Raw genomic sequence first — 12,873 nt, forward strand, 5'->3', positions numbered from 1 at the left:
CCCACCCGTCACAGCGCCCTCCCGTCGAGTGAGCACTCCGCCCCACCCGTAACAGGCGGCGTGAACGGCATACCTCCTGCGGTCGGGCTACGGGCGGAACCGGCCCGCTCCACCCGGAACTGTCCTAGCGTGACCAGCACCAACTCACGCACGGAAGGGGTCCACCCCATCCGTCGCCCCATGATCAAGCTCGCCGTCGTCGCCACCTCCGCGCTGGGCGTGGTTCTCGGCACGGCGCCGACCGCCTCCGCCGCCCGGAACGACCACTCGGTCTGTGCACGAACTGCGGCACCCGCTGACCTGACAGGCCCGGCGGCCACTGTCGCTGCGAGGTGGCAGGCTGGGCGCGATGGGTGACGTGCTCGACCGGTTCTCCGACGCCACGCAAGCGTGGTTCCGGAGCAGCTTCCGCGCGCCCACGGACGCCCAGTCCGGCGCCTGGGACGCGATCTCCTCCGGCCACCACTGTCTCGTCGTCGCACCGACCGGCTCGGGCAAGACCCTCTCGGCCTTCCTCTGGGCCATCGACCGGATGGCGAGCGAGCCGGTGCCGGAGGACCGCATGGCGCGCTGCCGTGTCCTCTACATCTCGCCGATGAAGGCTCTCGCCGTCGACGTCGAACGCAACCTCCGGGCGCCCCTCGTCGGCATCGGCCATGCAGCGACGCGCCTCGGCCTGCCCGTCCCCGACATCGCGGTCTCGGTGCGCTCCGGTGACACCCCCGCCAACGAGCGCCGCGCCTTCGCCCGCACCCCGAGCGACATCCTCATCACGACCCCGGAGTCGCTCTTCCTCATGCTGACCTCGTCGGTCCGCGAGGCGCTCCGCGGGGTCGAGACCGTCATCATCGATGAGGTCCAAGCCGTCGCCGGGACGAAAAGCGGCGCCCACTTGGCCCTCACCCTCGAGCGGCTCGATGCCCTCCTGCCGCGCCCCGCCCAACGGGTCGGGTTGTCGGCCACCGTCCGCCCCGTCGAGGAGGTGGGGCGCTTCCTCGCCGGCGGCCGTCCCGTCGAGATCGTCCAGCCCGAGTCGACGAAGCAGTGGGACCTGCGCGTCGTCGTCCCCGTCGCCGACATGGCCGAGCTCGGATCCACGGTGGCGGAGCTCGAGCCGGGCATGCCCGACCTGTCGGGGCCGGCGACCGGCACCCTGCCCCGGGCGAGCATCTGGCCGCACGTCGAGGAACGCATCGTCGACCTCATCGCGCGGCACCGCTCGACCCTCGTGTTCGCCAACTCCCGTCGCCTCGCCGAGCGGCTGACCGCCCGCCTCAACGAGATCTGGGAGGAACGCCAGGACGAGTCGTATGCCGCCCAGCCAGCAGGCGCGGACGGTGAGCTCGCCGCCGGGGGCGCTGTGACGGGTGGGACGCAGCGCTCACTCGACGGGGGGATGCTCTCGAGTGAGCGTCCCGTCACGGAGCCAGGTGGGCGGCATACGGGCAGCGGGGGGAAGCCGCCCGCCCAGGTGATGGCGCAGTCGGGAGCCAGCCGCGGGGCAGCGAGCGTGCTCGCCCGTGCCCACCACGGCTCGGTCAGCAAGGAGCAGCGGGCGGCCATCGAGGAGGACCTCAAGGCCGGCCGGCTGCCCGCTGTCGTCGCGACGAGCAGCCTCGAGCTCGGCATCGACATGGGCGCCGTCGACCTCGTCATCCAGGTCGAGTCGCCGCCGAGCGTCGCGAGCGGGCTGCAGCGGGTCGGCCGTGCCGGGCACCAGGTCGGCGCGGTGAGTCGGGGCGTGCTCTTCCCGAAGTTCCGCGGGGACCTCGTCCAGACGGCCGTCGTCGTCGAGCGGATGCGCTCCGGCGGCATCGAGGCCCTGCACGTGCCCGCGAACCCCATCGATGTCCTCGCCCAGCAGATCGTCGCGATGTCCGCCCTGGACGAGTGGACCGTGGACGACATCGAGGCGCTGGTACGGCGCTCGGCGAGCTTTGCCGGGCTGCCGCGCACCGTTCTTGAGGCGACCCTCGACATGCTCGCGGGCAAGTATCCGAGCGACGAGTTCGCCGAGCTGCGCCCCCGGATCGTGTGGGACCGCATCACGAACACGATCACCGGCCGGCGCGGGGCGCAGCGGCTCGCCGTGACGAGCGGCGGTACCATCCCCGACCGCGGCCTGTATGCCGTGTTCCTCGCCTCGGGCGAGGGCCCCGGCCGGCGGGTCGGTGAGCTCGACGAGGAGATGGTCTACGAGTCGCGGGTCGGCGACGTCTTCACCCTGGGCACGTCGAGCTGGCGGATCGAGGACATCACTCACGACCGGGTCCTCGTCACCCCGGCGCCCGGGCAGCCCGGCCGCCTCCCGTTCTGGAAGGGCGATGCCGCCGGTCGCCCCGCGGAGCTCGGCCGTGCCGTGGGCGAGTTCATCCGCGAGATCGTCGGGCTGAAGCCCGACGCCGCCCGTGGCCGCGTCGAGGAGGCGGGCCTCGACGAGTGGGCCTCTGACAACCTGCTCGCCTACGTCGACGAGCAGCGCGAGGCGACCCGGCACGTGCCCGACGACCGGACGATCGTCGTCGAGCGGTTCCGCGACGAGATCGGCGACTGGCGGGTCGCCGTGCTCTCGCCGTTCGGCAGCCAGGTGCATGCGCCGTGGGCGCTCTGTGTCGCGGCCCGGATGCGGGAGCGGTTCGGCGTCGACGTCCAGGCCATGCACGGCGACGACGGCATCGTCTTCCGGCTGCCCGACCTCGAGTTCGACGAGGACAACTTCTCCGAGGACGGCGACGTCAGCGTGCGGCGCCGCTCCGGCACGGAGATCGGCAAGCAGCTCGTCGAGCTCATCACCCTCGAGCCGGAGGAGGTCCAGGAGCTCGTCACCGCCGAGATCGGCGGATCGGCCCTGTTCGCGGCGCGGTTCCGCGAGTGCGCGGCACGGGCGCTGCTGCTGCCACGCCGTCGCCCGGACCGCCGTCAGCCGCTCTGGCAGCAGCGCCAGCGGGCGGCCCAGCTGCTTCAGGTCGCGAGCCAGTACCCGTCCTTCCCGATCGTCCTCGAGACGGTCCGCGAGTGCCTGCAGGACGTCTTCGACGTGCCGAGCCTCGTCGCGCTGATGGGCGACATCCGCTCGCGCGCCGTCACCGTGGTCGACGTCGAGTCGGCCCAGCCGAGCCCCTTCGCGAAGTCCCTCGTCTTCGGGTACGTCGCCCAGTACCTCTACGAGGGCGACTCACCGCTCGCCGAGCGCCGCGCCGCCGCCCTCGCGCTCGACCCGTCGCTCCTGTCCGAGCTCCTCGGGCAGGGCGAGGCGCTCGCCCTGCGCGACCTGCTCGACCCGCAGGCCGTCGCCCGCACCGAGGCCGAGCTTCAGCGCCTCACCCCCGACCGCGGGGCTCGTGACGCCGAGGACCTCGCCGACCTGCTCCGGGTCCTCGGGCCCCTCTCGATGACCGACATCCTCGCCCGGGCGGCCGAGGGCTTCGAGCCCGCCGCTGTGGAGGCCGGGCTGCGCGCGCTCGAGGACGCCCGGCGCGTCATCGCCGTCCGCGTCGCCGGTGACGACCGGTGGGCCGCCATCGAGGACGCCGCCCGGCTGCGCGACGCGCTCGGCACGGCCCTGCCCGTCGGCATCCCGCAGGCGTTCCTCGACCCGGTGCCCGACCCGCTCGGCGACCTCGTGGCCCGCTTCGCCCGGACCCACGGCCCCTTCACCCCGGTGACTGCCGCCCGGTGGTGGGGTGTCGGCCCGGCCGTCGTGCACGACGCGCTGCGCCGACTCGTCTCGGCCGGCCGGGTCGTCGAGGGCGAGCTGCTGCACGTCGAGAACGGTGGCGGCCGCGTCCCGGAGTTCTGCGATGCCGAGGTGCTGCGGCTGCTCCGCCGCCGTTCCCTGGCCGCGCTCCGGCACGAGGTCGAGCCGGTCACGCGCCGCGACCTCGCCCGCTTCCTCCCGCAGTGGCAGGGCGTCGGGGGCGGTCTGCGCGGCCGGGAGGGACTGCTGCGGGCCGTCGAGCAGCTGACCGGTGCCGTGCTGCCGGCCAGCGCCCTGGAGACGCTTGTCCTGCCGGCCCGCGTCGCGAGCTACCGCCCCGCCCTGCTCGACGAGGTCATGAGCACCGGGGAGGTGACCTGGCGCGGGCACGGCTCGCTCCCGGGCGACGACGGCTGGGTCAGCCTGCACCTCACCGACACCGCCCACCTGACCCTGGCACCGCCCGACGACGGCGACCTGACCGGCACCGAGCAGGCCGTCCTGGCCGAGCTGTCCGGCGGTGGCGCCTGGTTCTTCCGCTCGCTCGCCGACCGTCTCGACCTCGACGACACGGAGCTGCTCGACGCGCTGTGGTCGCTCGTCTGGTCCGGCCACGCCACGGGCGACACGATCGCGCCGCTGCGGGCGCTCCTCGCGGGCGGTCGCACCGCCCACAAGCGCTCCACGTCCGGTCCCCGCACGACGCGGTATGCCGCTCAGCGCCGTTCGCTCGGCCGCTTCGGTTCGCTTCGCGGGGGGTTGGGTGGCGCCGGACTCGGAGGTGCGGGTGCCAGCCTCGATCCGGCCCGGGTCGAGGCCGCCGAGGAGACCGCCCGTGGGGCGAGCCTGCGGGCCGGCCGGGCCGGCGGGTCGGTCCCCGCGACCGGAGTCGGGCGCTGGACCGCGCTCCCGCCCGCCGAGACCGACCCGACCGTCCGGGCGGTGACGAGCGCCGAGCTGCTGCTCGACCGCTACGGAGTGCTGACCCGCGGCTCCGTCGGGGCCGAGGACGTCGCCGGTGGCTTCGCCGCGATCTACCGCGTGCTCGCCGCGGCCGAGGAGGCCGGCAAGGTGCGCCGCGGCTACTTCGTCGAGTCCCTCGGTGCCTCGCAGTTCGCCGCACCGGGCGCCGTCGACCGGCTGCGGTCGCTCGCCCGGCTCCCCGACGCGGGCGGCCCAGGTGGCGCGCGTTCATCGGAGCCCGCCGACCTGTGGGCGTTGCCGGCCCCGGGGAGCGGGGTGGGCGGCATACCCCCTGCTGCGGGGCCCGCGCTCGTGCTGGCCGCGCACGACCCGGCGAACCCCTACGGGGCGGCGCTGCCGTGGCCCGAGCGCCCCGCCGCCGACCCGACCGAGGACGGCGACGGCGACGGCGGGCGGCGCAAGGGCCATCAGCCGGCCCGCAAGGCCGGTGCGCTGGTCGTGCTCGTGGACGGTGCGCTCATCCTCTACGTCGAGCGCGGCGGGCGCACCATGCTGTGCTGGTCCGACGAGCCAGGCGAGCTGCAGGCCGCCGCGGACGCGCTCGCGCTCTCGGTCCGGGAGGGTGCGCTCGGGCGGCTCACGGTCGAGAAGGCGGATGGGGCATCCGTCCTGCGCTCGGGGCACCCGCTCGTGCAGGCGCTCTCGCAGGCCGGCTTCCACATGACGCCCCGGGGCCTGCGCCTGCGCCGCTAACCCTGGCCGGGTCGTCGCGGTGAGGCGCATTGCAGACTGGGAACATCTGGGTGATGCGGGGCAGGCGTTCCGGCGCTCGGGGAAGGGAGGAGCCGTGCCCGAGGGCGACACCGTCTGGCGGACGGCGCAGCGGCTCGATGCGGCACTCGGCGGCAAGCCGATCGTCGTGGCGGACCTGCGCTGGCCGGACCTGTCGACGGCCGACCTGCGGGGCCGCGACACGATCGAGGTGGTGAGCCGCGGCAAGCACCTGCTCCACCGGATCGACGGCGGGCTGACCCTCCACTCGCACCTCCGGATGGAGGGGCAGTGGCGGATCGAGGCGACGGCGACGCTGAAGCCCGGCTGGCAGCGTCTGCCGGACCTGCGGGCCCTGGTCGCCGCCGCTGACTGGACCGCTCTCGGGCTGCGCCTCGGAGAGCTCGACCTCGTGCCGACGATGCGGGAGTCGGACCTCGTCGGGCACCTCGGGCCGGACCTGCTCGGCCTGGGTTGGGATGCGGCGAGCGCGGGCCGCAGCGTGGCGAACCTGCGGGTCTGCGCCGTGCCCATCGCCGAGGCGCTGCTCGACCAGCGCAACCTCGCCGGGCTCGGCACGATCTGGATGGCCGAGACCCTCTTCGCCGAGCGGGTCGGCCCGTGGGTGGTGGCCGCCGACCTCGACGAGGGCCGCCTGTCCCGGATCGTCGACCGTGCCCACCTGTTGCTCGACCAGTCACGTCGCCATGCCGTCCCGTCGTCGACGGGCTCGCGCCGGCGAGGGGAGTCGCTCTACGTCCACGGTCGCAGCGGCCGGCCCTGCCGTCGGTGTGGCACACCGGTACGGGTGGCACCGCTCGGCGCGGGCCTGCACGACCGGGTCGTCTTCTACTGCCCTACGTGTCAGGGCGGTCTCGGCCCGACGGACGACGGCAGGCCGCAGCGGCCGCTGGGCTCGCGCGACCCCTGACCCCGTCGAGCGGTCACTATCCCTCCCTCGACCGGTCACAAACCCTGCGTGGACCGGTCGCCGTGAATCGGTGAGGGGCCGGTCGGATCGGGTCGGAATGTCCGGTTTGTCCCGGTGGTCAGGGTTGCCGGACCTGCCTAGTCTCGGAAGGGTTGGACACCCTCACGAGGAAGGAGCACCAGCATGGGCTCACGGCTCAACCCCTACATCAGCTTCGAGAACAACGCGCGCGAGGCGATGGAGTTCTACAAAGGCGTCTTTGGCGGCGACCTCTCGATCTCCACCTTCGGGGAGTTCGGTGACAAGGACGCCCCGGGCGCGGACGGCGTCATGCACGCGATGCTCGAGACGCCGAGCGGCTACACCCTCATGGCCTCCGACACCCCGCCGGGCATGTCACGCACGGTCGGCGACAACATCACGGTCAGCCTGAGCGGCGACGACAGCGACGAGCTGCACGACTACTGGGACAAGCTCGCCCAGGGTGGCCAGGTCTCGGTACCCCTCGAGAAGCAGATGTGGGGCGACGAGTTCGGGGCGGTCCAGGACCGCTTCGGCGTCAACTGGATGATCAACATCGCGGGGGCCCAGCAGGGCTGAGGCCCAGCCGGGGCTGACCGCTCAGGCCCCGGCCGCATCCGGTCGCCGGTCCAGGCTCCTGGTCCGGCGACCCGACGCGATGACGACGCTCGCGATGACTGCGAGGACGGCCCACATCAGCACGAAGACGCCGACGTCGGAGCCGTGCGGGTCGTGCAACGCGGCGAAGACGGCGCCGGACAACGAGATGCCGAGGACAGCCCCCAGCACGTCCGACAAGTTGAGCGAGGAGCTCGCCCGGCCGTGCTCCTCGGCGGGGCTGAGGGCGAGCGTGAGCACCGACGTCGAGGATGTCGCGAGCCCCATTGCGAGACCGGTCAGCACGGAGCCGACGGCCAGCACCAGCCAGTGCAGGCTGGTCGCGGCCACGATCGCGAGCAGCGCGACGCCGCTCGCCAGGAACACGCCGCCGATGGAGACGAGCTGCGGCTTGCGGTCCGCGAAGGCGGCGCTGCCCTGCACCCAGGAGCCGAACGACCAGCCGAGCGCACCGACCGTGAGGACAGCGCCGGCTAGCGTCGGCGACAGGTGGCGCTCGGCCACGAGCATGAGCGGCACGAAGGTGACGGCGCCGTTGAAGGTGGCGCTCAGCAGCAGCCGGCTCAGCATCGTCGAGGGCAGCCCACGGCGCATCCGCAGGGTGCCAGCGGGCACGAGCCGCGGATAGACGAGCAGGACCCCGGCGAGACCCAGGACCGTCGCCCCGAGCATCGCCGGGTTGATGGGCACGAGCCGTTCGGCACCGATCTGGAGCAGCCCCGCGGCGACCGCGATCGTGAGGCCGAGCCACACGAGCCGGCGCTCGCCCGTGGCCCGCGCCGGCCCCACGGCCTCGCCGCCGAGCTCGCCGTCGATCGACTCCCGCCGCTGCAGCACGATGACGAAGGTCGCCGCGATCGGGGCGAGGACCACGAGGAAGACCCAGCGCCATGAGAACGTCGTCGTCAGCCAGCCGGCGATCGGTGGGCCGATGAGCGAGGGCAACACCCAGGCTGCCGACGTCCAGCTGAAGACCCGCGGGCGCACCGACGCCGGATAGACGCGGCCGGCGACGACGTAGAGGGCGACGATGTTGAGCCCGCCGCCCAGCCCCGCGACCGCCCGACCGACGAGGAGCACCCCGAACGACCCGGCGAGTCCCGCGACGACGCAGCCGAGGGCGAAGAGGACCTGCCCGACGACGAGGACCTGGAAGGGGCCGCGGCGGTCGGACCAGAGCCCGGACAGCACGGTCCCGAGCAGCTCGGCGGTGAGCATGATCGAGAATGCGAGGCCGTAGGACTTGACGGCGTGCAGCTCCTGGGCGACGACCGGCATCGCGGTCGAGACGGCCATCGCCTCGAACGCGATGATCGTGATCAGCGCGATGACGGCGATGGTGACGAGTCGGTACTCCGCCGAGAGGGGACCCGGCACGCGGTCCCGTCCGGCCCGCGGCCGGTCCTCGTTGCGTGTCGTCACGCGGCAACGCTACACAGCGCCGCCGCCCCGCCCCCGAGTTCTCACGCCGTGGCGAGGCTCGGCGGGATCCGTCGGATGTCCGGTGCGGCCTGCCGCTCGGAGTTCGCCTCCGAGTCCTCGAGCTCCTCCTGCGACTCGCGCTCGGCGGCCACCCGGCCGGCATACGCGGCGACCTCGCTCGCGATCCGCTCCGCGTCCCAGCCGAGGATCGGGGCAACGATGTCGGCCGCCGCCTGCGCCGAGTCCGCGCCGCGGCTCGGGGACTCGATGGAGATCCGGGTCCGCCGGGTCAGCAGGTCGTCGAGGTGCAGCCCGGCCTCGTGGGTCGCGGCATACGCGATCTCCACGGTGAGGTAGTCCTCCGCGCCGGGCAGCGGACGCAACAGGGCGGGGTCGCTGTCGGCGAGCGCGAGCACCTCGTCGATGAGCGTCCCGTAGCGCTCGACGAGGTGGGTGACGCGCCATACGGGCAGCTGCTGGAGCTGGGCGATGTGCCCGATGCGGTTGAGCAGCGCCGGGTATCCCTCGGCGCCGAGCAGCGGGATGTCCTCGGTCACGCTGTCCGGCACGTCGGGCCCGAGGTCCTCGCGCGCGGCGTCGACGGCGTCCGCGGCCATCACCCGGTAGGTCGTGTACTTCCCACCCGCCACCGAGACCAACCCCGGCTGGGAGCGGGACACGGCGTGCTCCCGCGACAGCTCGGCCGTGTCCTCGTCCTCGCCGGCTAGCAGGGGCCGGAGGCCGGCGTAGACGCCCTCGATGTCGTCGTGCGTGATCGGGGTGCGCAGCACCGTGCCGAGCCGCTCGAGCAGGTAGTCGATGTCCGCGCGCGTCGCCGCGGGGTGGGCGAGGTCGAGGTGCCATTCCGTGTCGGTCGTGCCGATGATCCAGTGCGTCCCCCAGGGAATGACGAAGAGGACCGACCGCTCGGTGCGGAGGATGAGGCCGGTCTCCGAGTCGATCCGGTCGCGGGGCACGACGATGTGGATCCCCTTGCTCGCCCGCACGGTGAACCGCCCCCGGGCGCCGGCCATCTCCTGGATGTCGTCGCTCCAGACGCCGGTGCAGTTGATGACCACGGTGGCCGTCACGTCGACGCGCTCGCCGGTCTCGACGTCTTCGACGATCGCGCCGACCACCCGCTCGCCGGCATGCCGCAGCGCGACGACGCGGGCGGAGTTGAGCACCGTCGCCCCGTATGCCGCGGCCGTCCGGACCGTCGTCAGCGTGTGCCGGGCGTCGTCCGCCTGGGCGTCGTAGTAGAGCAGGCCGCCCGTGAGCGCGTCCTTCCGCAGGGCCGGGGCGAGCCGAAGCGCCCCGGTGCGGGTCAGCTGCCGGTGCCGCGGCGTGGACCGGGCGCCCCCGATCGTGTCGTAGAGCGTGAGTCCGGCTGTCACATAAGGGCGTTCCCACCCGCGCCCGGTGAGGGGGTAGAGGAACGGGACGGGCCGAACCAGGTGGGGCGCGATCCGGGTCAGCATGAGCTCACGCTCACGCAGCGCCTCGCGGACGAGGTCGAAGTTCATCTGCTCGAGGTAGCGCAGGCCGCCGTGGAAGAGCTTGGACGAGCGCGAGGAGGTGCCTGACGCGTAGTCCCGCTGCTCGACGAGCGCGACGGAGAGGCCCCTTGTCGCGGCGTCGAGCGCCGTGCCGGCGCCCGTGACCCCGCCGCCGACGACGAGCACGTCGAACCGCTGCGACCCGAGCCGCTGCCAGGCTTGGGCGCGCTGGTCCGGGCCGAGGGCAACGGGGCGTGTCATGTCGCCAGCCTATGCAGAGGCCGTATGCCGCTCAGCCCGTACCGCGGCGACCGCCCGCCCAGCGGCCGCGTCCCTTCCGTCGAGTGAGCGGTCAGCCTCAGGAGTCCCAGTGGTCCTGTGGCGGGTGGGGCCGGGGCTCACTCGAGTGGTGGAGGTGCTTTCGTCGAGTGAGCGGTCAGCCTCAGGGGTCCCAGTGGTCATGTGACGGGTGGGGCGGGGCGCTCACTCGAATGATGGGGTGAGGGCTGGGAGGGCGCCCCGGAGCGGGTGCCGGCTCACCGGCATACCGGTGCGGCCTGCAGTAGCGTCGGGCCATGCCTGATGCCAGCTACGTCGTCGCGATCGACCAGGGCACGACGAGCACGCGCGCCATGGTCTTCGACGCGCGCGGCGACGTGGTCGCGGCGGACCAGCGCGAGCACCGGCAGATCTTCCCGCGCGCCGGCTGGGTCGAGCACGACCCGCTCGAGATCTGGCAGAACACCCGGGCCGTCCTCGGCGGCGCGCTCGGCAAGGCGAACCTCAACGCCGGGCACGTCGCCGCCGTCGGCATCACGAACCAGCGCGAGACGACCGTCGTCTGGGACCGCACGACCGGGCAGCCGGTCCACAACGCGATCGTCTGGCAAGACACCCGGACGCAGGCGATCTGCGACGAGCTCGCCGGCGACGTGGGCCCGCAGCGGTTCGCGGCCACGACGGGCCTCCCGCTCGCGACGTACTTCGCCGGGCCCAAGATCCGCTGGATCCTCGACCACGTCGACGGTGCCCGCGAGCGGGCGGAGGCTGGCGAGCTGCTCGCAGGCACGATCGACACCTGGTTGCTGTGGAACCTCACCGGCGGCGCCGAGGACGGCGGCACCCACGTCACCGATGTGACGAACGCGTCCCGCACCCTCCTCATGGACCTGCGGACCCTGTCCTGGGACGAGTCGATCGTCGCCGAGCTCGGCATCCCGCTGCGGATGCTCCCGGAGATCCGATCGTCCTCGGAGGTCTACGGCACCATCACGCCCGGCACGCTCGCCGGCGTCCCCGTCGCGGGGATCCTTGGTGACCAGCAGGCCGCGACGTTCGGCCAGGCCTGCCTCGAGCCGGGGATGGCCAAGAACACTTACGGCACCGGCAACTTCATGCTCCTCAATACCGGGGAGGAGATCGTCCCGAGTGAGCACGGGCTGCTCACGACCGTCTGCTACCGCCTTGGCGACGCCCGGCCGGTCTACGCCCTCGAGGGGTCGATCGCGGTGACCGGCTCCCTCGTCCAGTGGCTCCGCGACAACCTCGGCCTCATCCACGACGCCGCGGAGGTCGAGACGCTCGCCTGCACTGTCGACGACAACGGGGGCGCCTACTTCGTGCCCGCCTTCTCCGGCCTCTTCGCGCCCCACTGGCGGCCCGACGCCCGCGGCGCCCTCGTCGGGCTGACCCGCTACGTCACCAAGGGCCATCTCGCCCGGGCCGCGCTCGAGGCGACCGCGTTCCAGACCCGCGAGGTGCTGGAGGCGATGAACGCCGACTCAGGCGTGCCGCTCACCGAGCTCAAGGTCGATGGCGGCATGGTCGTCAACGACACCCTGATGCAGTTCCAGGCGGACCTGCTCGGCGTCGATGTCGTGCGACCGAAGGTCGCCGAGACGACCGCGCTCGGGGCGGCGTATGCCGCTGGGCTGGCTGTCGGGTACTGGTCGAGTCCCAGCCAGGTGGCCGCCAACTGGGGCGAGGACCGGCGATGGTCCCCGAAGATGGACCCCGCCGAGCGTGACCGGCTCTATCGGCAGTGGTGCAAGGCGGTCACGAAGACCTTCGACTGGGTCGACACCGACACCCGCTGAGACCGCCCGGGGGCCGGGTGCGACTCCGGACCACCAGGTCACCTGATCGACGAAGAAGGCGCGCTCGCCCATGATGCGAGTGCTGCGAGCGAGAGGATGCCGCGCGCCCACCCTCCGCCGGTGGTCATCGCGGTCGACCTAGGAACCGCGGCATTGAGCCCGGAGCCACCGGACCGCTTCGGTGTCGGGCTTGTCGGTCTCCTTCATCGGCATCAGGAGGTCCTTGGAAGGCTTGCCATCGTCGTCGACGACCTGGCCCACGGGCAGGACGATCTGCGCCCCGTCCGCGAGGCTGAACGCCTCGGTGATGGGCATGCTGCCCGCAGGGAACCCGAACGTCCGCACACCCCCAGTCCGGCGCAGGGCGCGGAGCAGTCCCTCGCCCGTGGCGGAGGTCATCGGGGACTGGAGGACGGCGACCGGCTGCGTGTTCCGGAAGGTCGAGCCTGGCGATACCACGAGCGGGCGCCCCTCGAAGAAGACCGAACCCATGGCGATCGACACCTGAGACGCCTGGTGAGTCAGGTCCTCGATCTTGAACGCGGGCCCTTCGTGCAGGAAGGGGGCGATGCCGGCGACAGCGCCCCAGTCGTTCGGTGACGCTGTCTGCTGCAGGTCGATGACCCAGCCGCAGGAGACCTTGGGACGGGCCATGTCGATCGCCTCCGTGATCTGCGCCGCACGGGCGGAGGCGGCGGTCGGGTCCTGCTCGTCGGCGCTGACGATGACGACGCGGCCGATGCCCCCCGAGGCAGTGACAACGACGGGGAGCGCCTCCGCGGGCGGGATGACCTCCTCCGGAGCAGTGAACCGCGCCAGCGGCCCGGCGGCGCGCAGCAGTGCCACAGAGATTGCGGAATGGGTCTCCGCTGCGGAGCGGGCCGAGGTGACGGC

7 protein-coding genes are annotated in these 12,873 nt (G+C 72.9%); 4 read left to right on the forward strand and 3 right to left on the reverse strand.

Going from position 1 to position 12,873, the window contains the following annotated elements:
- Positions 1 to 349 precede the first annotated feature (349 nt).
- From ACTHJJ_RS19075 to ACTHJJ_RS19085, 3 genes are all read left to right on the forward strand, one after another.
- The gene (locus ACTHJJ_RS19075) at positions 350 to 5,374 is read left to right on the forward strand and encodes an Lhr family ATP-dependent helicase (RefSeq protein WP_440304528.1); all 5,025 of its coding nucleotides are present in this window, start codon (positions 350 to 352) and stop codon (positions 5,372 to 5,374) included.
- A gap of 94 nt (positions 5,375 to 5,468) precedes the next feature.
- Positions 5,469 to 6,323 carry a DNA-formamidopyrimidine glycosylase family protein gene (locus ACTHJJ_RS19080; protein WP_440304529.1) on the forward strand — a complete coding sequence of 285 codons (855 nt, stop codon included), beginning with the start codon at positions 5,469 to 5,471 and terminating at the stop codon, positions 6,321 to 6,323.
- Between the two features lie 183 nt (positions 6,324 to 6,506).
- Positions 6,507 to 6,923, forward strand: a complete 417-nt coding sequence (locus ACTHJJ_RS19085; RefSeq protein ID WP_440304530.1) for a VOC family protein — start codon at positions 6,507 to 6,509, stop codon at positions 6,921 to 6,923.
- A gap of 21 nt (positions 6,924 to 6,944) precedes the next feature.
- Here the strand turns inward: ACTHJJ_RS19085 and ACTHJJ_RS19090 are convergent, their stop codons facing one another.
- Both ACTHJJ_RS19090 and ACTHJJ_RS19095 read right to left on the reverse strand, forming a co-directional pair.
- On the reverse strand, positions 6,945 to 8,384 hold the full coding sequence (locus ACTHJJ_RS19090; RefSeq protein ID WP_440304531.1) for an MFS transporter: 1,440 nt from the start codon (positions 8,382 to 8,384) through the stop codon (positions 6,945 to 6,947).
- A gap of 41 nt (positions 8,385 to 8,425) precedes the next feature.
- Entirely contained in the window at positions 8,426 to 10,144 is a 1,719-nt protein-coding gene (locus ACTHJJ_RS19095) for a glycerol-3-phosphate dehydrogenase/oxidase (protein WP_440304532.1), read from the reverse strand.
- Positions 10,145 to 10,458: 314 nt separating this feature from the next.
- On the opposite strand from ACTHJJ_RS19095, the gene glpK reads away from it, so the two are divergent.
- Positions 10,459 to 11,979 (forward strand): glycerol kinase GlpK, encoded by a 1,521-nt coding sequence (gene glpK / locus ACTHJJ_RS19100; RefSeq protein WP_440304533.1) that lies wholly within the window; start codon positions 10,459 to 10,461, stop codon positions 11,977 to 11,979.
- 138 nt (positions 11,980 to 12,117) lie between these two features.
- Here the strand turns inward: glpK and ACTHJJ_RS19105 are convergent.
- Positions 12,118 to 12,873: hypothetical protein (locus ACTHJJ_RS19105; RefSeq protein WP_440304534.1), on the reverse strand; the 756-nt coding region annotated here is incomplete at its 5' end.

Origin of the sequence: Intrasporangium sp. (genome assembly GCF_051961875.1) — a bacterium.
In the GTDB taxonomy this organism is placed as follows: Bacteria; Actinomycetota; Actinomycetes; order Actinomycetales; family Dermatophilaceae; genus Intrasporangium_A.

What these genes read in the sequence shown, in the direction of transcription:
- glpK (WP_440304533.1), top strand. Translation starts at nt 10,459, where the DNA reads ATGCCTGATGCCAGCTACGTCGTCGCGATCGACCAGGGCACGACGAGC.
- ACTHJJ_RS19075 (WP_440304528.1), top strand. Translation starts at nt 350, where the DNA reads ATGGGTGACGTGCTCGACCGGTTCTCCGACGCCACGCAAGCGTGGTTC.
- ACTHJJ_RS19095 (WP_440304532.1), bottom strand. Translation starts at nt 10,144, where the DNA reads ATGACACGCCCCGTTGCCCTCGGCCCGGACCAGCGCGCCCAAGCCTGG.
- ACTHJJ_RS19085 (WP_440304530.1), top strand. Translation starts at nt 6,507, where the DNA reads ATGGGCTCACGGCTCAACCCCTACATCAGCTTCGAGAACAACGCGCGC.